Below are 20,752 nucleotides of genomic sequence, written 5' to 3'. Positions count from 1 at the left end.
CTCCTCCTTTTGAGAGAGTAATTAAGGTTAATGCCTGTTCTGACAAGCTATACACAGCGGACGATTGAAAATGCGTTGGGAATATTCAGCTATATTAGGCGATATCTCTTTGGTGCACGAAGAACATGTTTGTACAGTGGTAGATGCTGGCTTTTGTATGGTTTTCCGTGGCTTTTGTACGTCTGTTCCTATCATGCGCTCATCGACGCTGAGGTCGGCTTCAGGGTCAGCACCGCAACAGCTCATATTAAATGCCTGGATATAGGCATATTTTAAAGCAGCAGTCTCGGCTTTCATAACAGCTTTATCCCCCAAATCCTGACCAGAGCCAAGTCCTGTGGTAGTGACATATTCCCCTGTTTCGGTATCAATAAGTGTTACAGTGGCTTTTACGGTAACAATGCGTTCTTCCTTGCCGCTTTTGTTGGTGGTAGTGTCAAAGTGTAAGACTTCGTGAGAGACAGTTGAAGCGATACGGTGTTTGGTAAACGCGGAATTTATTGCCTTGGCGACGTCTTGGGCTTGGGTGTAGGAGTAATTATGGTAGTCGTTTTTACCGTTTTTGGTAACGGCAGCGCATTCTTGAGAGATGTTAATCAGTTTGTTTGTAATATTCTTCATATAGTTTCCCCCTTTTGTTGCTCTTGGCGTGCGTTGCGGATTCGTCGATAGAGCCATTGACGGACAGTGGAGACTTTAATGCTGCCGCCTTCGGGTGGAAGTTGTGCAACCCACTTACGCTTGAATTCTTGATAGTATCGCCAGGCGATTTTCTCTTTGGTAGTTATCATCAGTAGAGCGTTCAAGGCGAAATCGGCAGGGCCACATCCGTTATAGCCAATTTCAAAACCTCCAGGTGAATGGCTGATGACTTTGTGAGGAACGTTGGTTACCAGATGACCAGATTTGAGACGTTTGATGTAGATATTTTTCTCGTGGGTTTTCATAGAATCACTCCTTTACAATTTTTTCTTTCCTGGTGGACAATTCATAGCATAACACGTCTAAAAATACTTTTTCTGAAAAAACGGGGGTATATAAAAGTTTATTTTAATGGATAATATTTACAATGAGCCCACTGGTAATGGACACGACTAACTAAAACTAACCAAAACAAAGCAATTTGTCTTTGATGCACAGGACATGGTACCAATGTGCAAAAAAGTGACTGATTTTGAAGACGATTTGAAAAATATTTTTACCAACGATTCAATCCATAAAGTGGAAAAAACAGCGTCGAGAACCTGCGTATAGGATTAATGTATTAGCAATGTCGCGGTGCTAAGACATATTAGCTAATGGCCAAAATGGCGCCTGGCATAATGGGCTGTGGTATCCTGGCGAGGCTGATGGCGGAAGCGGGTTTCCGATAATGAAAAAGAATATACTATTGCAATAGAAACAAGAACTATGACAAGTGAAAAGCCAGCAATCCTCTGGGGAGCGCTGGCTTGATTTTTGGTTAAAAGAGGTTATATCTATTATTTGGTGAAATAATTAATCGACAATCTTAATTTGACTACAATTGACTTTGCGTAGAGGAGTTACAGAATTGATTTCGTATAAAGAACGCATAGAGGTATATCGAATTAGCAGAACAGGCATGTTTGTATAAAGTATTTTAATGTAAAGGAGATACCAATGGCTAGGATACAATGTAGGTGTGGTGCAACATTATGGAATGGCATGTCGCCAAACGATATTCAACTAATTGTTTATACCGATAAGGAATGGGACGCTATAATCAATTGTGATTCAATCGACCCTTTAGGCCTGCCCTCTCCTAAATATGATGCTTGGAGATGCCCAGAGTGCGAGAGAATATACTTTTTTGAGTGCGGTAATGATAAAGCGGTCAAGATTTATGCGTTAGAGAAATGAAAAGAAGTGAATATATGAGCAATCAAGGATATAGTTGCTGTTTTTGCGGTAATAAAATTAAGTCTGGTCAGATGGATGTTACAGGTTTAATCGTAATTTCAAATTGGGATAAAACACTTGAACGTCAGCAAGAGCAGCAATTGTTTTGTCACATGAACTGTTTAAAGAAGAGTATTAAAACTGATGTACCGCTTTATATTGCTGAGATAATTGACTAATATTGGTTGTGCTGATTTCAGTGGAGGAGGTGGGGTATGACTGCCTTATCTAAAGAATTTGGGAGAATGCTATTCGACTTCTTAGATGGTAAATCTGATATAAAGAAGCTAGAGAAGTGGGTTTATAACAACGAAGAAGTTTTAGAGCAGAGCTTATCGAAGACCGAATATCTTGAATTAATATCATTTGAGTACCATCAAAAGGATGCTTGCTATAATCTTATAAAGTTGATAAGCGGTATATTAGAAGTGCGAAGGATAAATCGAGAGAGCTATATCGAAAGCAAAGCTTTGGAAGCTTTATGTGTTAAGAATAGAGGAAAGTATGAGGCTAAAGACCCAGAACGCAATTTTGATGGTTTTACTATTGGAAAAACATATAACGTCATCAGTATCCAGCATAAATTTTTACCCAAAGTGGGGTATTCTCTTAACTACACAATAATAGATGATAGCGAGCAAATATACCTAGCTCCAGCAGACTTGTTTAAACTTACTCAGGAAGTAATACCTGATGGCTGGGTTTTTCATAATTATTCTATAGGAGCTATCATTGGGCCTAAAGAATGGCGTAACGATTTTTGGGATGATTTTCATAATGGAGAGGAAAAAGCAATATTGGAATTTGTGGAGGTTCTTCAAAAGTTAAACATTAAAATTCCTGAAAAATATAGAGTTTACGCCTATAAATTATTATTTGGTCACGAGCATAAATAAATTATAAATCACAATATTTATGTTCCATTCATATGAAATCCCAGTTAAGGGGCAAGTTCCGAAGGAAGAGGTCAAAATAATTGAGGTTTTCGCTGAAAAGGAACTAGCGGAAGCTACCGCCAAAGATTATAAAAGTCTTCCAGGATTCAGGGAATATCCTAATGGTTTCCACGTTTCCAAATATAACCTCAACCAGAAATGGTGGACCGAAGGTTTTATAAAGGTTTGAAACGAGAGGGCTTGAATAATTAGCAGAGGTAAGGAGATGAATGAGGCTCTATGATTAGACGCTATTGCATGATTTTGCTTGTGGCTTGCATATTTGGTCTTTTTCCTTTTTGTGTTTATGCAAATTCTGGCGAGTTAAGTGAAAGTGCGAAAGCAGCTCTTTTTAATAAAACGATAGATATGCCAGTATGGGTTGAAAAAACCGTTTCTTTAGGCCATAGCACAGTTGAGGATGCAAAAAAATTTGCGGAAAGTGGTGCACGATTTGATGCTCGTCGAATTTTACGTGAACGAATTATTCAAACGGAGGGTCTTAACCTTACAAGAGATATTTTTGATGTTCCGACAGAAGTAATAGATGAAGATACCACAGGCAAATATGGAAAGTCGTTTTTTGATGAGGGCACAGGAGTAACCAAAATAACGTTTCGATTTAAAGTTCAATGCGAGAAATCAAGAAATATAAACCCATTTGAGAAAAAGGGACCTTATAATCGACCTGCTATTATTAAAGAGTTTAAAGAGACGGATGCCTATTGGGAAATAGTGGCTGTAGGTTATGGATTTTATGAAAGCTTTGAGGGTATAGACTCTAAAAACAGAATTAGTGGCGAACGCGGGATTGATAGTGCGTGCGGGTTAATAATTAACAAAGTTAAAGAATTAGGAATAACTGACCAAGTGGCGCAAGAAAATATAGCCAAGTCGATTAAGGCAAAGAAAAATTATGGAGGCACTTATCGTGTCTGGGGTTGCGGAGTTGAAGTGGAAGCTCACGTGCCTATAAGAATTAATAAGAAAGATGCTTCTGTATCTTATATATATAACTAAAGACTTGTAAGTTGACGGAAGTTATTGAACTGGTACTGAGATATGTGGAGTAAATGAGTGTATAAGATAGATTATTTATTATCACCATTGTAGGTATTCCGCAAACTGCCGACTATCAGTTGCCAAAACTTGCGTGTAGACAAGTGTATTATAGATGTCTCTATGACCCAACCAACTCTGCAGGACGGGAATAGGCACGCCATTCAGGATAGCATTTACAGCAAAAGTGTGGCGTAAAGTATGTGGATGGCAGCGTTTATCATCAAAACCAGCTTTCCGACAAGCCTTTTGGACTTTAATATATGCGGTTTTTCTGGTAAAAGAGAATAGTTTATCGTGTCTTTGAAGCCCAATGCTTGCAATATACTCAGCTATGACGCCAATGACTTCACCTGTAAGAGGAATAGCTCGTTCATAAATGTCGCGGCGTTTTAGGATTCGGGCGCGAAGGGTACGGGATGAAAAATCAATGCTTGCTACGGTAATATTAATTGCTTCAGTAATACGGCACCCTGTTCGCGATAAAAAGAAAACTAAGAACCAACTTGAATAGTCTTTTTGACGCAATTCTTCTGATAAAATTAGTCTTAGTTCCGCCTGATTAAAGTATTTTGGTAATTCACGGCGAAAAGTTTGGGATAATGCACGGGGAAATATTGATATTGGTAACATAGGGATACCTCCTCGAAAATGAAAAACGAACTAGAAGTTAATTGGCTTCCAGTTCGTTTATTTTTATTTTGGTAACATATGAAGTTTAATTTGTTACAATTCTACCAAATATTTGATTGAATTTCAAATCTATGGATATAAATCATATGGGAAAAGTGTTATAATTATGCTATTATTTGTAAAATTATAAATCAAAAAATTTGAGGAATGTAACAATATACGTTATTTTGTGAAAAGTTTGGTTGGGTAAAACCGACGTGGTGAAATATAAAAACTAGGATTTAAATGGAGATAATTATGGATTTCAATCAGGCATTAGTTGACTATGTAAAAACTAGAGGCCATAACGGAACGAATGCACGCTTTAACGAAGTTTCTTATACCTGGGAAGTACAGGGTATGAATGTTTCAGGACGCTTTTTTTATCTACCATTTAAAAATGGACAACCTACGATAGATGAATTTATAGAGTTCATTTATTGGAGGGTTGTAAAGTTTTGCATACCTAACGATGTAATTCTCGAATATCGTCAAAAATATATTGCTACTAATGACGAACGTTATACTATTGAACTTCAAGATAAGGCAAAGAATTTATTTATTAGAGCAAAAAATATGCAAAACACCACGGGTGAACCTGCTGAACTAATACTGTTTACTATACTTGAAGCAATACTTGGTGCACCGCAAATAGCGTGCAAAATGTACCTTAAAACTAACTCAAATATGCCTGTACATGGCAGTGATGGTATTCATGTGTCCTTCGATAATAATACAAATATGTTGCAATTGTACTGGGGAGAATCGAAGTTGTATCAACAGTTGTCATCAGCACTAGATGAGGTTTGTGATTCAGTTAAACATTTTGTTACTGATGATGGGACAGGGGCACCTCGTGAGCGAGACCTAGAAATTATCAAAGACCATATTTCGATTAGCGACCCCAAACTGAAAGAAGAATTAATCAAGTTTTTTGACCCGTATGAAGCAAGGTCGAATAACGTACAGGATAAGTTTGCCTGTTTTGTCGGATTTAATTTACCTCTTTTATCTAAATTGCAGCAATTAGACAAAACAAGATTTATTCAAGATTTTGAAGAGCAGTATTTAGAACGTATTGTTTCTGCTTGTAAATTGTTCGAACAAAAAATCAATGCAGAAAATCTCCAAGATTTGCATTTCTTATTTTTTTTGTTGCCATTTGAGGATGTAAATCAGATAAGGCAAAAATTTTTATCGAAGCTAGGTGTTGCTTTATGATAGAAGAACTGGCATGGCGTATATGGGGTCATCAAGAATTTCATGAAGACTATAACCTTATTTTATCTGCGGCAGTTAAAAAATCACTTGATTTAACATTGGCATTAAATATTGAAAGAAAGATTACAAAACGCCTATTACAATGTGCAGCCACATTTTCATCATCTACTGAGCCAAAATTTAGAGAAGCTGCTTATAAGATAGCTATTTCAATCTGGGTATTAAGTAAAAATGAGTATGATGGCCTACAAGATATAATCACTTTAATCCTTTCGAGGCTGGGAAATTTCCCGTCCATAAAATTAATTGAAAACCAAACTGAGCTTAAAGGCTTTCTTACTCCTCTACCGCTAGCCTTAGAAAACTTGTGGCATGAAGATAATAATACGGTAGAAATATTTAGGGGAAAGAGATTACTATTTACAGATTTTCAGCGGAAATTATGGTCGTTCTTAGAGACGGGTATATCAGTTTCAATCAGTGCTCCGACTTCGGCAGGTAAATCCTTTGCGTTTCAGCAATATATTGCAAATAAAGCTTTAACTACAGAGAATTTCATAGCGGTATATTTAGTTCCTACGCGGGCATTGATTAATCAAGTCTCAAGTTCTTTACAGAAACAAATGCGTGAGGTTTCAAGTAATATTACTGTGTCGACAATTCCAACGGTATCGAATGAGAATGCTCTGTCAAATAAAATTCTTTATGTATTAACACAAGAACGACTTCAAATTCTGTCTGAAACCACTGAATTAGTATGTGATTTGTTAGTTGTTGATGAGTCACAACTTATTGCAGAAGATAGTAGAGGTATAATTTTACAAACGGTTATTGAGAAGTCGTTGAACCAGTTTCGCAAGCCTCAAATACTATTTGCTGCACCTCTGACCAGTAATCCCGAAATGCTACCTGATTTTTTTGGGATTACTGCTAATGTAATTAATGAGCAGGAAAGCCCCGTGACACAAAACATAATATTTCTTGATACTATTCCGACGAACCCGTATGAGGTTTCTGTTTCAATGTTTTTAAACCCAAAGAAGCATTTTCTTGAAACAAAAACAACTAGACGAGGACTTTATGATGATACTTCTATATTAGTAAATTTAGCTTGGGAATTTGGATGCTCCGAAAAAAACTTAGTATATGCTGGTGGACCTGCTGAATGCGAAGACATTGCACTGATGCTTTCAGATATAAAAGAGCAAGAGAGGAGTAATAAAAAAGTTGACCCTTTAGTTATTGAGTTTGCAAAATTTATTAAAGAGCAAATACACAAGGAATATCGACTTGCTTCAACGTTAGAACAAGGAATTGCATTTCACTATGGTAATATGCCTGCAATTATTAGAAAAACGATTGAGGATTTATTTGAAGAAGGAAAGCTAGAATATCTGGTTTGTACTAGCACTTTACTTCATGGCGTAAATTTACCTGCCCAAAATTTATTTATGCTAAATCCAACCAAAGGAAGAAAATGGGGTAATAGTCAGCCAATTCCAATTTCCGTCCCCGATTTTTGGAATCTCGCAGGTCGAGCAGGTAGGTTAGGTAAAGATTTGCAAGGAAAGTTATTTTTAATTAATCTATCCAACTGGCTAGTTGACCCGCTTACTGAAGACAAAAAGTTGCCGATTTTTCCATCGTATTTATTTAATATTATTGAAAGAACCGAAAAGCTTATTGCCTTTATAAAAGACACTGAACATTCATCTGGACAGCAACAAGGGCTCGAAAATACATTTGTAAAACTATTTAATGAATATCGTAGCAATTCATTAGATATAACGTTTGGGAAAATCAATTTAGAAAAGCGCGAGGCATTAAAACAACAAATCATTCCATTTATCGAAGAGGCGTCTAAACTTATTAATGTACCTGAAGCCATTCTAATGAAACATATAAGTATTTCTCCCTATCGCCAGCAACAACTATTAGAATATTTAGTAAACAAAATTAGGGAACGGGGGGCGTCTTACGTAGTTCCTGTTCATCCTCTTGTAGAATGGAAATATTCTTATGAAAGTCTGTGGAAAATGTTTAAGCGGATACACACTAATCTAGAGAAACTGCCAGGGAAAAACCGAGAGCATTTTTATTTTGCCCCATTAGCTTTGCGTTGGATGCGAGGAGAACCTTTAGCTTTGCTTATTGAAGATGCTTATAAATATAAAAGTAAAATGGCTAAGCGTAAGATATCTATAGCAACAGTAATTAGAGAAGTAATGAATGATGTTGAGCAAGACTTAAGGTTTAGATATGTAAAGCATACTAGCTGTTATATTGACTTACTTAAGGAAGCTTTACAAAGAACAGAAAATGGTAGTTTAATTGATAAAATCCCTAACATAGCCACATTTTTAGAATTGGGGGCATCGTCAAAGACCATGGTAAGTTTTATTGGCATTGGTCTTTCACGCACTACTGCGGCTACTTTAACCAGTAAAAATGCTAATAAGGATATGGACAGAGACCAAGCACATGAGTGGATAATCCGACAGAATTTTGAGGAACTAGGTATCAATAATATTTGTATCAGAGAAATTAATAAAGTATTAGGATAGGTGTTTTTTCTTTGAAAATGCGTCATTTGGAAGGTCGACTGGCATCTCTCAAGGAATGAATAAAAAGTAGGTATTGGTGTGAAGAGATACGTTAAAGTTAGGAATTTAAGTATTTTCATAGGAAAAATTATACCTGAATGGTTGCTCCCATATATTAAGCTATTACTGGCAATGCTCTTTATTGGGATAGTATATATGGGACCGTTGTCGACGATGCCAATAATGCACGTTACTGTTAAATATTTAATGGATTCAAATGTAATTAGTTATGACCAAGCTGTGAAGTGGGGGAAGATATATATTTTTCTTTTCCCATTGACAGTATATACAGCAATTTTTTTAGCTTTGAAGAAAAACATCTTGGAAAATAAGGACTATTACAAAAAAATATTTGATTGCATCACTTGCTTAGGCTTATTTATATTATTCGGGAATCAATATTGGGAAATTGATAATCTCAAAATATTTTTTGGAAATGTAGGGTTTATGGGACTTCCCCTTACTGCTCTCTGGTTTCGCTTACTTATTATTCTAAATGAATTGGTGAATCCCCAAAACACATGGAATTAGCATAATGAATTTATTGAAATGAGGTTTGTAAGAGCCGTGAGAAATTCTGACTTATGGCGAACCCGTTATTTAAGCGATAGGTACATGGAGAATCTAACAGAGGATGAATTGCTTCAAAGATGCTTGGACATATTGCATAATGTTTTAACAATAAGTGACCAAGGTAAATACTCTTTACGATTGCCAGATGAGAAGAGTAAGTTTTGGTACCCGATACTTACTGAGATGCAGGTTGAACTGGCTCTAAGGGGCATGCAATTTCCACCTAGGGAAATTGCCGAAGACCTAAAAAAGCTGCTGATTTTTAATAACATGGCAAGTTTTGTAGATGTAATGGAAAAAATGAGTTTACCTAAAAGTAGGTATTTCGTTAAATACGGTAATGCTGAACATCTGAGTAAAATGTACGAGAGTGGGGAGGTATTAATAAATCCTGCTTCAATTTTTACTAATGGCGATTTAAATTATGCACAACGTGATGATGAACTTAGGAGAGAGTTAAATCTACATCCTAATAGGGTTAGAATAGTACAGGGAGAACAGAAAATACCTATAAAACCTGTAGGGAATATTAGATTGTGTTTAGAGTCACCAACGGATTACTATATTTACTGCGTAGCGAAAAAAGTAGATATTAGGTTGTTCCGAGACTTTGAAAAAAATGCATGTCTTATTATAAAAAACCCTGAATTGTTTGTGAAAAACGTAATTGATGCCATTAAAACACAGTTCAATAAAAAGGGGGGTGGATTTGGTATCCCAGTCCTATATATAGACCCATTAAATCCACCAGCGACACCGCTAAGTGTTTTTGGAACAAAGTTATTTAATTACTGGTATCAGCTAGAATATAGAGTTGTCTTTGTACCGTTAGAGTCTATAAATAGATTAGAACCAATAAAAGTTAAAATTGGTTCTATGAAAGATTATAGTAGCTTAATTATTGTTTAATTAAACAAGCCTTGCATTAATGCTTCTGGAGGAGAATATGAAACTCATTGAATATATTGCGCAGGACAATATAAGAGGACTAATGCCATTAAGGAGCACGGCTTTATTAGCAGAACTTGGTGAAGCTAAAATTCGAGAATATCTCTTCTCGCAAATATTATCTGCGAATGACCATGCTTCCTTCTTACCATCACCAGTTGTGTATGCATTAAAAGACAAGTTTCATGCAAGAAAGATATTGCAATTAGACCCTGTATCAGCATTTTATATATATGATTTTACACATCGTAATTCAGCATCATTCCAGAAAGATAAAACTCCAAAAGCAAATAAAAAACAGTATGGGTATTCGTTTGATAAGAATAATCCCGTTAATTCATTGAAGGAATATCATGCCTTTAGAATGCGTAAGTATGACCTAAAAAAGGAATATAAGTATTATGCAAAAGTAGATATAGCAAATTGTTTTAATAGTTTTTATCATCATGATGTTGTCAGTTTTATTTCGCGTAATATTAATCAACCCGAAAGCGAACAATTGGGGCAGTTCTTACGAGAGATAAATAGTGGTCGTTCCGTGAATTGTTTTCCGCAAGGGATTTTTCCAGCTAAAGTAATAGGCAACTTTTTTTTGAACTTTATCGAAGGGTCTCTTGAATTGAAAAGTTCAGCCATTATCAGATACTTAGATGATGTCTTTTTATTTTCGAATAATCTCGATGCCCTCGAGCAAGATGTGCTGAAATTACAATCTATTATCGGTGAACGTTGCCTGGCTTTAAATCCTGAAAAAACTAAATTTGGTTCTAAATTATCCGATTTTGAGGAGCGGAAATTGGACAAAATTCAGAAATCGTTGATGAGAAAGCGTGAGTTCGCGAAAGACTATGATGGTGATGAAGATATTGAGGTAGAACTTGAACCCAAGGAAATAGAATATCTCAAGTCATTGTTAAATAAAAAAAATAGTTTAGCAGAAGAAGATGTTGAGCTGGTGTTGGCTCTTCTCAAATCTGACCAGTCGGAGGCTTCTTATTTAATTGAACTCGTTTTGAGTAATTATCCAAGCTTGACCAAGAATTTATATCAGTATATGAGTGATATAAATGATAATGGAGAAATTTGGGGGATTGTTAAACAAAAGATTGCTCAAGAATATATACATGAGTTTGAGCTGTTTTGGATTACTCGTATTATTATTGACCGCTTTTGTTTTGGAAAAGAGTATGCTGAAATACTATTAAAGATATTTAACCATAGGTGTTCGACCCCAATAATACAAGCGGCAATTTTAGAGGTCGAGAATAATAATTTTGGGTTGTATGAACTTAAAGAAGTATATCTTCGAAATTCATCAAGCAGTATACCAGCAGCTTGCGCTGTTGTCGGTTTGTTAAAATTTGAAAAGGCAAAAAGAAATCAAGTCTATAAGTACGCAGGCAACGGAAGTAACTTTATGCATTTAGTTTGTGATATATGTACGAATAATTAAAGAACTAGTTACAGAATGGTAGATACATATTTATGAAGTCCCAGTTTGCCCCACATTAATTTCCCAACTTCTCTTATCTTTGGGTAGTCAGAAGTCGGTATCTATGTTATACTGTACTCGGACGTAGGTTAAGAAAATACAGTATTTATGCGGATTCAGAGGTTTCTTATCTCGCTCTCCTCTCGGCTCTTCCCAAGCCGTGGGTCGCGAGTTCGAATCTCGTTGCCCGCTCCAGTAAAATCAATGGTTCTCGGATGTGTCCGGGAACCATTTTTCTATGTAGGAATGCAATTGGTGTGCAGATTTTATTATAAGTGTGTAATAATTTCCGTTGCCAAATATAATTAATAGCCGTCCGAAATGGACGGCTATTTTGTTAAGGGTGCGGATGACAAATGTAAGGCCGACATCTACGTGGATAACATGGCCTAGGGTAACAGTACAATACTGGATGGCAAGCATAAGGATTACATGCAACTCTAAAGTTTTGCTTTTCTTCTTGCTCTTCCCAATATTCTATATCTGGATATTCCCGCAATCTGCGCATACTTTATATAGCACCTCCGTTCTATTAATATAATATGTTGATTGAGTCGACTTGTTGATAGTGCAGGAATTATTTCTCGAATTGTTTACGTGTAAATGTACTTCTTAAAAATAGATTAAAGCAAGAGGCCGGAAAATTGAGGCTAAAGTTAACGGTGATTGATTGGCGGTCATTGAATTGCGCTGTCTGGGATGCCGAATGGGGAAATACGGACGACATAAAGGATATATGTGGAATTTTACTGATAATCTAGAAATTGGTGACCGGTTGCTTGATGGCAACATAAAATATGAGTAGGGAGGAACGATCTATGGACAAAGAGCAAGTTAAAAGCAAGATTATTAATGCCGGTCAAAGAATTGATGATTGGGTAAAATATACTGCCGTCAAGCATAACCATCCTGAGTGGATAATATATGTAAGCGTGATAATTGTTGTGCTGGCAGTTGCGGGACTGTGTTGGCTGGTAGGGGCTCTGTAATGGAAGATATGAACAAACGCATATACTATAAAAACAGAAGGTTGTTTTTCTTGCTTTAGGTGTAGTATAATAACATTGTTGCAACGGAGTATGGTGGGGTCTACTAACTTTGGGGAAAGTAGTAGATTGGGAGGCGCTCCGTTGCTCGGTAAAAAAAATACTGCTCATCTCTCGGTCAAATGGCCGAGGGAAGAGCTTTTTTTTGATAAAAAGATTTTATGATTGACATAAATTTATTTTTACTGTAAAATAATAGTAAGTTTATATTATAAATTGCGGAAATAGCTTAGTGATAGAGCGTTGGCTGTCCAAGTCGAAGGCGATGAGTTTGATCCTCATTTTTCCGCTCCATTGGAATCAAAGCCTTTCAGTATTATACTGGAAGGCTTTTTTTGTTTAGTCTCTTGACGTACGCATGACCGCGTTGGAAGCAAGTATTAACGTTATTAAAGAGCAGGAAAAAGCTAGGAAAAAACGGAAAACAGGGTATTTATTAGGTGATTATCTACCGCGTGCCCATATCGCTATTGATAGCGGTTATTTTATGCATGCTTTTACTAAGGTGTTTATTTTCGTAACCTTTAAGAATGTATGGAATTAGATGGGGGTGGGGTAATGAAAGAGATCTACGAAAAATGTAATAGTTGCAGCTCAGGTAGATAGAATGGCTGGTGGTGGCGCATTTTTTTACAGGCTTCCTGGTACTATCTGCCGACGACAGACACTATAAGTATAGTAGAGAAGCTTAGGGATGCGGGGTACAAGGGTTAGAACCATTCTGGTATTTAGTAGAACGAAGTTGGGAGGGATTGAAGTGATTAAAGGTATTGATGTATCTAAACATAATGGTATTGTAAATTGGCAGGCTGTTGTGGATGCCGGCATTGAATTCGTTATGATTCGATGTTCATATGGCCTTTATTCAAGAGACGAAATGTTTGCCGAAAACGTGGAGAGAGCAAAGGCAGCCGGGCTAAAAGTTGGGGCGTATCATTACTCCTATGCCTTGAGCGTAGAAAATGCAATTCAGGAAGCAGCGAATTGCCGCGAAGCGATAGAATTTGGTTGTGTTACTTTGGATTTGCCTGTATTTTTTGATATGGAAGATGCTGACGGCTACAAGCAGCGAAAAGGTTTTGCTTTTGACCCGGAGGAAATCACTACCATGTGCAAAGCATTTATTGATAACGTTGGCTTTGATTGCGGCATATACGCGTCTTATTTCTGGCTAACTGACTATATCGATTGGCGTAGTCTTGGCTGCGCTGTATGGAATGCACAGTGGGGCCAGAATGATGATATCAAAGGGTACATGTGGCAGTATACTGATAACTTGGATATAAACGGCCAGACCTTTGACGGGAATATCTGTTATATATAAAAAAAATAGCCGTTTTTTGACGGCTATTAATGGGAGAGGAGTAATTACTTTTAGTGTAACCAAACGCCAGGCGGCTATACTGCGTGACGTTATTTTACATTGTTTAGTTTTATCGCTCACCTGAACGGCTTTTCCATTTTCGGTAACCTTTCTAAAGATATTCTAAAAATAAGCATATATAATTCTAAATATAGGCAGACGGAAATCTACAGGGAGAATTAATTCCCTGTTCATATAGACACTCCTATATTATAACACCACCCTATAAACACCTAGTAACTTAGTTGCTAGGACATTTTTTTTGTCAGGGTAACGGGGATATTACAACTAAGAAAAGTATTTTTTCTTAACTATTGAAGGATTTTATAGAGTAAGGTATAACAATAATATAAATGAATATTTGGCAAACCTTCTGAAAGGATGGGGCGCAAAGCTATGGGTCTAAAGACGATTTGTCTATGATTGCCAGGTTGCACTAAATAGTGTTATCTGGCTTTTTTGTTTTTTGCAATTAAAAAATGCAGGGAGAGTGGAGGTGGAGTATATTTCCGTTAATAATGAAAATGAAGATTTGAGCCAAGAAGAATTGGAGAAACTAATGGAAGAGCTGCCCAAAATAATAGCGGAATTAGAAACAATGGTTTCAGATAAGCCGGGTCATTCTACCTGACCCAAGAAGAACCCCTTCCGCAATTTTGCTAGAAGGGGTTTTGTTGATTCTTTAAAGACGTATATAATTACACAGGACATAGAGTAGGTTAAATGGCGGTAGATCAGCCCTTGTCGAATAGCTTTTCCAGTAGCTTTTCAGTAACTTTTTCAGTAACCTTTTCTTTAACTTTTTCTTTAAGTTCTGTGCTTGTTGCCGGCAGATTGCGATCATGAAGTCTTTCTATTACACTTTGGCTCAGTTGCTCAGGATAAAAGACTCCAAAATCTGTTTTAATAACTAGGTTGCTGACTTCCACTTCAGCCGATCCCTTTTTTATGAAATTGCCAGTTAGCGTTCGAAAAGATATGCCATAGGCTTTTCCGTTATGAATGGCAAAGCTGCCTTTAACGGTAGCTGTGGAAGTAGAGCCGGATGCCGATCCTGTTAAAGACAAAGGGCCGCTAACATCTTTTTTCGATAGTTGCGAGGTATCAAGACCACTGCCGGAGATTGATAAGCTGTATTGCTGTGTAGCCGGGTAGATGGTGCCGCTGGCTGCAACAGAGCCGCCAATAGTGGCGCCTTTAGCCGTCAGCAATTGTAATGTTTGCTGTGTATAAGAGAAAGTGCCATTGATATCGCTGATTAGCATATCTCCGAATTGAAGACTGCCAAGAGTAAAGTTACCGGATAACACAGGTGAAAACGCAGAACCGCTAACTTTACCCTGTGCGGTAAGGACTCCCCCAGCCTGCAGATCGGGTAGCATCACTGCCGGGTCGCCGGCTGGCAGTTGAATAGCAAAATCTAAAGTTTTTTCACCGGAAGGTGCAGTTAACACTTGGCCGGAAGCTGTAATAGTCTGACCTTGATATAGAGCTTGCCCATTGCTAAACTGAAAAGCGTCACCTTGCTTTTCAAATTCGGCACTGCACTCAGTTAAGACCAGGGCGCCCGTTGTAGTAACATTGGAAAAGCGTCCTGCTAATGTTTTTACCAATATTGCGCCTGATGAATTATCTTTACCGATTTTGACAGTTAATTCATCAAGACTGCCATCGGCTAATTGCAGTGGGGCGTCCGCCGTCGTCAGGCCTAACTTGGCTACTTCCATTCCTTTGGCGGACAATGTAATTTCCGAAATACCTTTAGGTATCCATTGACCGTCCAGCCTGAGAGCAGCCTGATCTACTTTCCCGGTGGCGGAAAGTCCGACTTCATCTTCCTGACGAAACGCAAGCTCACCGGTTAACTGATCCGCGGTTTTTTCAAAAAAATCCGTTTCCAGATGAAGTTTGCCATCCTGAATTTTTACAATCCCGGCAAAACCGGATTGTTCCTTTTTCGTTGTCTTGAGAAAACCATCCCAATTCAAGCTATCTTGATGACAGATAATCCAGAATTCGGGTTTTTCCAAAGTAACCCTCTGTATCAGTTGCGGTCCAAGTTGTCCTTTTATCAAATCACTCCAGTTATAGCGAATCTGTACCCGGTTTATTTTGGCCAGTGGCTTACCTGCGGCGCTAATTACCTGAACTTCTTTCGCTTGCACATAACCCAATATGGATAAGTCAATGTCGCCAACTATGATCTGGCCATTGACCGCCTCATTGACTTGTACCAGTAACGCTTGCTCTGCCGCTTGCCGCACCTTGCCTGCGGCCAATTGAAAAAGAATTGTTCCTGCTAAAAAAACTACAGCAAAAATTAGCAAGCCAATTTTTTTCTTACTCCATTTTTTTTGTGGATTTATTGTTATTATTTGTTGGTTGTCAGCCACAGTTTACGCCTCCATTTATTTTCCGGTTGAATGATTTCCTGCATTGAAATTGCGTTATTTGGTAGAATCTCCTTTAGATTATTATAAAGTGTCGGCATTATGCTGGACAAGACTGGAAATATATTTTGCCGGAGTAAAGAGCGGCCAGGGCATTTATGTAAGCACTCCAGGCTGGGGCATATATTAGCAGGATAAATGTGGAATTATGTTTAAATAATCTAAAAAGGAATGTTACGATGGGAGGTTCACAAGAATGGATAATAAATTATCGGTAAGTAACGCTTTTCAGGTATTTATGAAAGAAGCCCCAAAACAACAGGAGATATGGCTGGAAACAGTGCAAAAGTTAGGAGCAGCCAGTAATTTGGATGCTAAAACCGAAGAATTGGCATACATAGCGGTTTTAGCTTCAGCTAGACTGGAAGGTGGCTTGCCCTTTCATGTAAAACATGCCAAATCGCTGGGAGCGACAAGAGATGAGATCATTAGTGCCATTCTGGTGGGATTGCCTGCTGTGGGAAATATAGTAATTCAAGCCTTACCAATAGCTCTTAACGCATATGATAGCGAGTGATTATAGGTGATGTTATAGATGGAGTTACTTTTTTGTTAGCTTGTGAGCGCCATCTTAATAAGTACAAATGGGGTATGTCTTTAGACATACCCCATTTGTTTATCTTACTTAAACGCGCTTTTGATTACATCCCAGTCAGCCTGATCCTCTTGACCTAATTTCCAGAGAGCAATTCCGGCTAGATCATATTTGTTAACAAGATTGAGCTTGTACTGCAAGCTTTGATGGTTTTCATACCAAACCTGGTGTTTTACTTTGTCGTTACCGGTATAGGTGAAATGGGGGGATTTGGCGGTGTCATCCCATTCGACGGTAGCACCAAACTTATTAATCAAATTAGCTATTGCGCCATACTCCAGGCTTTGATTTCCTTTAGAGGACCAATCGTAGCCATAGCCGGCAACCCCAAGATAAAGCTTATTGCTCGGTATTAAAGTAAGTGCATACTTAATATCTTGCTCGACCAGTGGTAAATCAGCTACGGCTCCTGGGCTGCCCCAACCACCGTGGTAGTCATAAGTCATTACAAAGATTTTGTCGGCGTACTTGGCTAGTGCCGCATAGTCGTAAGCGATAGCGATATCTGTTGTTTCATTGTGTTTAGGGAACACGTCGATGGTTACCAGATAACCAGCCGGCTTAAGACGACCAGATAGTTCCTTCATAAACTGGGTTAGGTTATCCTTGTCCCAAGGCTGGACACCCTCAAAGTCAATATTAATGCCCGTAAGGCCATATTTTTTGATATAAGCCTCAAGATTATTGATTGCTTTGGTACGTATTTTAGCATCGGTCAAAACAGCGTGGATATCTCCATCGGCAGCATTCACCAGCAGTAAGGTAGCAATGTTATTGGCGTTTGCGTATTTTACTACTGCTGCATGATTGGCACCGCCACGGTCGATTACGGTTCCATCTTTTTTTAGTCCTGCCCAAAGTGGGGCGATCGTGTTAATGGCATCATGATGTTTGACCAGATCATTGTAGCTGGATTGGTCATCACTGTGCCATTCGGCATAGAAACCGACAACTTCTTTTTTTGAATTTGTTTTTACTGACGGGGTAACTGGGGGAGTCGGCGTTGTTGGTAAAACGGGTGGCAGTGTGCTTACCTGTTTATTATCAGATAGGTCTAACCTTGAGAATATGGTTGAGTTGAGTAAGTTAAGTAAGACACCTAAGATACCACCGGTTTCAACAGTGGGTGAGTCTAAGGAAACGGCATGAGCCGGAACAGGTGAAAGAATGCTGGTAGACATTACTAGTAGTAACGCTGCCACCATTAATTTTAACTTATGCATCCTTACCTCCTTATCTTATTTAATACTAGCACTTAAGGAGGCTTGTAACCATGATAAATTTCTGGTAACTTTCTTATGGTCTCGTTTGCCAGCAAAAAAAAGTAGCAGGATCATCAAATTCCCTGCACTTAAGGATCAATTTTTATGCTGCTATTTAAACTTGCAATAGCCCCCGATACCGCTATAATACTGGTCAGATTTGTGATCGGGTTTAAGGCGAGGTGTTCAAGTATTTCTTGTAACAAAAACATGGTGAAGATTACTACGGAGTTGCCGGCACATACAGTTCCCCGGTTAGAGGTGCCTATTTTTCTCGCTTTACTCTCTAATTCTTCTATACACAAGCAGCTAAAAGTAAAAGGGTCTTGATTGGTATCCATGAAGTACCCCTCCTCTATACCTTAGTATATTCACTAAGGTTGCAAGTGCTTCGCCAGATCTGCTTTTTTGAAAGTGGTTCCTTGATAAACTTATTAGTTCTAGCTAGTTCATATGACATGGAAAAATTTCGCAATAGGGTTTAAAATAAGAGTATAATTAAAATTCCGGTTTACTGCTAAATGAAGTTAGGGCTTGCGTAGGATATTTTGAGATAAAAAAGGAGGAAGGGGAAAGTGAGACGTAAAGGAGTAATTTTGCTTTGCATGGTGCTGTTATTGGGAAGCTGTGTATTAACTGGAGTTTCAGCTATGGCAATGTCTTCGCCCAATTTGCCTCCAGAGCAATGGGTGGGAAAGACGTTTCTATTTCACGCGTTGCCTGCTGACAGACAGGGAGATGGTTATGAGATTTTCAAGACAGGCGATGCCGAACGCGGTTGGGCTGAAGATCGTTCTGTCTGGATTCCTTACGCCGCGCACGCTTACAAACGTGTCAGGGTTACCAATGTGGTTGTTTTCCCCGCAGGTACCGATCAGAAAGAATATCTAATTTACATGATAGAGAAAGATACCGGAATGAAACTGGTAGGCCGTACAGTTCGTAGTCAACTTGAGGGATTATTGCTGGAAGCCGACTTGAATCAGGCTCGCAAACAGTTTATTGGCAAAAAAGTCTATGTGAAAAAGCGATTTTTGGAACTTGAGGATAAGCTAGGGGGTGACACGCCGCAAACAATAGCAGTAAAAATTGCCAGCGGGGTCCAGGTAGTTGGAGTTCGCGCCGGAATCCGTACCGACGAGCCAATACAGTTAATTGTTTTGGTCGATGGGCAAAGAGCGGTCTTGCCCCTTGCATATAGTTGGACTAATATACGTAGTTCTGCCTGGAAACAGACTCAGCCATGGCAGGAAGTGCTATTTACGGAAGACCCACGCGCCAGAATGGGTTGGCCGCAAGAAGTCTGGGATAAGGTTGAAGCCGGCTCAGTAGATACGGGAATGACAAAAAATCAAGTAGAGCTTAGCTGGGGACCGCCCGAAGATATAATTGATGATCCTTATGGAAGCTGGAAATCAGTTTGGAAATATGGCACCAGCTCGCTAATATTTAAAGGTGACTGCCTTATATCGGTAGAAAACTAGTAGTTAAATCAAACGGCGATGCTTTGGAGAAAGCGCTGCCGTTTTTTTTTGCTGTTAAGTCTCTTTTGCAATAGCAGATACATGATATAAAATAAATGGATAATATATAAATAATAATTCGATAGCAACAAAGGCTATCGCAACAATTTGTCGAATAGACTTATTATAAAAAGAATCCTTTGGTTTATTTCCTATATTGCTGCATAGTTAGTCAAGTCTGAGCTATTGGTGAGGAGGTTCAGCGGGTGGATTATCAAATGTTGAAAACACAAGATAGTATTGTAAGAAATAAAATATTGATGGCAGAGTTAGATGAGGAAAAGATTAAAGTACTCCGCAAATATGATCTTCACTGTAATACCGATTTATTTTGGGAAAGGCCTAAGGACAAATATCCTCAAAAGATTTTTTTCAGTCATAAATTTGTAAAAAAGTCTTCAGTTATCCGAGTTATATTTTATATATACCAGTTATGTTTTGCCAAGGTAAAATATTTTGAGCGAAACTGGGATGAATTTGTACCGTATATCCATAGCTGGCGCGATGGTTTTGTTGAATGTGAACTGTATGATATGGAGTTTATAAAACATAAATACTCAGATATTATTTTTGATCTGCGGGATTTGAAAAGAATTACCGATATTAAAGAGTTTCTTGCAATTTGTGATTATCTTGACGGTTTAAAGAAACGATAAATACTGCTAATACAGAGTTGGTTGTTTAGAGAAAAAAACCTTCGGGCACCTGCTTTGAGGACTTTTTTGTATGATTTTTGTCAGGTTTTATATACAAATAATCATTAATGATCAAAACATGTAAGCTTGTATAAAATATTCAGAAATATTTTCGCTGATTTTTTATTGACAGCAATTATTAATAATACTAAAATTAGAGACGAAGAATTTTTGTCTTCGAAATAAAAACAAAATACTAAGATGTCCTTTCAGGATGAAGTAGAGGCGCAATTAATATGAGTACCTGCGGTGAGGCGGCAGCGATGAGCCGCAGCAAAAGGATTGATTGCCGAAGTCCAGATGACGCCAAGCACTCTGGGCTGGGCGTACAGTGAATAACTGTGCGACTGTCGCCGATATGGTGGAGCGCTATCTCATTCGGGCAACAATAGCAG

The 20,752-nt window shown here is 38.1% G+C and carries 20 protein-coding genes, 1 tRNA gene and 2 riboswitches; of the genes, 15 read left to right on the top strand and 6 right to left on the bottom strand.

The window, feature by feature from the left end; translation table 11 throughout:
• Positions 1-27 precede the first annotated feature (27 nt).
• Together SRRS_RS26880 and SRRS_RS26875 are read right to left on the bottom strand one after the other, a co-directional pair.
• The gene (locus tag SRRS_RS26880; protein WP_371364909.1) at positions 28-621 is read right to left on the bottom strand and encodes an ERF family protein; all 594 of its coding nucleotides are present in this window, start codon (positions 619-621) and stop codon (positions 28-30) included.
• Positions 618-947: a DUF6166 domain-containing protein gene (locus tag SRRS_RS26875; protein ID WP_371364905.1), complete on the bottom strand. Its 330-nt coding sequence runs from the start codon at positions 945-947 to the stop codon at positions 618-620. The genes SRRS_RS26880 and SRRS_RS26875 overlap by 4 nt, the downstream gene beginning before the upstream one ends.
• 930 nt (positions 948-1,877) lie before the next feature.
• Here SRRS_RS26875 and SRRS_RS26870 point away from each other — a divergent pair.
• The 3 genes from SRRS_RS26870 to SRRS_RS26860 all read left to right on the top strand — a co-directional run bounded on the left by SRRS_RS26870 (position 1,878) and on the right by SRRS_RS26860 (position 3,875).
• On the top strand, positions 1,878-2,099 hold the full coding sequence (locus SRRS_RS26870) for a hypothetical protein (RefSeq protein ID WP_371364903.1): 222 nt from the start codon (positions 1,878-1,880) through the stop codon (positions 2,097-2,099).
• 36 nt (positions 2,100-2,135) lie between these two features.
• On the top strand, positions 2,136-2,816 hold the full coding sequence (locus tag SRRS_RS26865; protein ID WP_371364900.1) for a hypothetical protein: 681 nt from the start codon (positions 2,136-2,138) through the stop codon (positions 2,814-2,816).
• A 279-nt stretch (positions 2,817-3,095) separates the two neighbouring features.
• Entirely contained in the window at positions 3,096-3,875 is a 780-nt protein-coding gene (locus SRRS_RS26860; RefSeq protein WP_371364897.1) for a hypothetical protein, read from the top strand.
• 81 nt (positions 3,876-3,956) lie between these two features.
• Here the strand turns inward: SRRS_RS26860 and SRRS_RS26855 are convergent, their stop codons facing one another.
• Entirely contained in the window at positions 3,957-4,547 is a 591-nt protein-coding gene (locus tag SRRS_RS26855; RefSeq protein WP_371364894.1) for a tyrosine-type recombinase/integrase, read from the bottom strand.
• A gap of 297 nt (positions 4,548-4,844) precedes the next feature.
• Between SRRS_RS26855 and SRRS_RS26850 the strand changes: the two genes are divergently transcribed.
• From SRRS_RS26850 to SRRS_RS26810, 9 genes are all read left to right on the top strand, one after another.
• Positions 4,845-5,807 carry a DUF1837 domain-containing protein gene (locus SRRS_RS26850; protein WP_371364891.1) on the top strand — a complete coding sequence of 321 codons (963 nt, stop codon included), beginning with the start codon at positions 4,845-4,847 and terminating at the stop codon, positions 5,805-5,807.
• Complete coding sequence (locus SRRS_RS26845) at positions 5,804-8,371, top strand: DEAD/DEAH box helicase (RefSeq protein ID WP_371364887.1); 2,568 nt, start codon at positions 5,804-5,806, stop codon at positions 8,369-8,371. The genes SRRS_RS26850 and SRRS_RS26845 overlap by 4 nt, the downstream gene beginning before the upstream one ends.
• Before the next feature lie 78 nt (positions 8,372-8,449).
• Positions 8,450-8,941: a hypothetical protein gene (locus SRRS_RS26840; protein WP_371364885.1), complete on the top strand. Its 492-nt coding sequence runs from the start codon at positions 8,450-8,452 to the stop codon at positions 8,939-8,941.
• Between the two features lie 84 nt (positions 8,942-9,025).
• Positions 9,026-9,892: a hypothetical protein gene (locus tag SRRS_RS26835; protein ID WP_371364883.1), complete on the top strand. Its 867-nt coding sequence runs from the start codon at positions 9,026-9,028 to the stop codon at positions 9,890-9,892.
• Positions 9,893-9,929: 37 nt separating this feature from the next.
• A complete protein-coding gene (locus SRRS_RS26830; RefSeq protein WP_371364880.1) occupies positions 9,930-11,384 on the top strand; it encodes a reverse transcriptase domain-containing protein in 1,455 nt (484 codons plus the stop codon).
• An 857-nt stretch (positions 11,385-12,241) separates the two neighbouring features.
• Positions 12,242-12,412 carry a hypothetical protein gene (locus SRRS_RS26825; RefSeq protein WP_371364878.1) on the top strand — a complete coding sequence of 57 codons (171 nt, stop codon included), beginning with the start codon at positions 12,242-12,244 and terminating at the stop codon, positions 12,410-12,412.
• A gap of 275 nt (positions 12,413-12,687) precedes the next feature.
• Positions 12,688-12,763, top strand: a tRNA-Gly gene (locus tag SRRS_RS26820).
• Positions 12,764-13,226: 463 nt separating this feature from the next.
• Positions 13,227-13,793: a GH25 family lysozyme gene (locus SRRS_RS26815; RefSeq protein WP_371364876.1), complete on the top strand. Its 567-nt coding sequence runs from the start codon at positions 13,227-13,229 to the stop codon at positions 13,791-13,793.
• A gap of 392 nt (positions 13,794-14,185) precedes the next feature.
• Positions 14,186-14,271: riboswitch (cyclic di-GMP riboswitch) on the top strand.
• Between the two features lie 57 nt (positions 14,272-14,328).
• Complete coding sequence (locus SRRS_RS26810) at positions 14,329-14,463, top strand: hypothetical protein (RefSeq protein WP_371364873.1); 135 nt, start codon at positions 14,329-14,331, stop codon at positions 14,461-14,463.
• A 103-nt stretch (positions 14,464-14,566) separates the two neighbouring features.
• On the opposite strand, the gene SRRS_RS26805 is transcribed toward SRRS_RS26810, so the two are convergent.
• Positions 14,567-16,225: a hypothetical protein gene (locus tag SRRS_RS26805; protein ID WP_371364871.1), complete on the bottom strand. Its 1,659-nt coding sequence runs from the start codon at positions 16,223-16,225 to the stop codon at positions 14,567-14,569.
• 253 nt (positions 16,226-16,478) lie between these two features.
• Between SRRS_RS26805 and SRRS_RS26800 the strand changes: the two genes are divergently transcribed.
• The gene (locus SRRS_RS26800; RefSeq protein WP_371364868.1) at positions 16,479-16,799 is read left to right on the top strand and encodes a carboxymuconolactone decarboxylase family protein; all 321 of its coding nucleotides are present in this window, start codon (positions 16,479-16,481) and stop codon (positions 16,797-16,799) included.
• Between the two features lie 104 nt (positions 16,800-16,903).
• Here SRRS_RS26800 and SRRS_RS26795 read toward each other — a convergent pair whose 3' ends face one another.
• Both SRRS_RS26795 and SRRS_RS26790 read right to left on the bottom strand, forming a co-directional pair.
• Positions 16,904-18,100, bottom strand: coding sequence for a glycosyl hydrolase family 18 protein (locus tag SRRS_RS26795; RefSeq protein WP_371364866.1), 1,197 nt, complete (start codon positions 18,098-18,100; stop codon positions 16,904-16,906).
• 128 nt (positions 18,101-18,228) lie between these two features.
• On the bottom strand, positions 18,229-18,480 hold the full coding sequence (locus SRRS_RS26790) for a hypothetical protein (protein ID WP_371364863.1): 252 nt from the start codon (positions 18,478-18,480) through the stop codon (positions 18,229-18,231).
• 234 nt (positions 18,481-18,714) lie between these two features.
• Here SRRS_RS26790 and SRRS_RS26785 point away from each other — a divergent pair, with 234 nt between their 5' ends.
• Together SRRS_RS26785 and SRRS_RS26780 are read left to right on the top strand one after the other, a co-directional pair.
• The gene (locus SRRS_RS26785) at positions 18,715-19,623 is read left to right on the top strand and encodes a hypothetical protein (RefSeq protein ID WP_371364860.1); all 909 of its coding nucleotides are present in this window, start codon (positions 18,715-18,717) and stop codon (positions 19,621-19,623) included.
• A 245-nt stretch (positions 19,624-19,868) separates the two neighbouring features.
• Positions 19,869-20,318 carry a hypothetical protein gene (locus SRRS_RS26780; RefSeq protein WP_371364858.1) on the top strand — a complete coding sequence of 150 codons (450 nt, stop codon included), beginning with the start codon at positions 19,869-19,871 and terminating at the stop codon, positions 20,316-20,318.
• A 251-nt stretch (positions 20,319-20,569) separates the two neighbouring features.
• A riboswitch (Lysine riboswitch) is annotated at positions 20,570-20,737 on the top strand.
• Positions 20,738-20,752: the final 15 nt, after the last annotated feature.

Origin of the sequence: Sporomusa rhizae (assembly GCF_041428845.1) — a bacterium.
GTDB lineage: Bacteria > Bacillota > Negativicutes > Sporomusales > Sporomusaceae > Sporomusa > Sporomusa rhizae.
The sequence above is the reverse complement of the archived record's forward strand: the minus strand, read 5'-3'. Positions and strand labels throughout refer to the sequence as shown.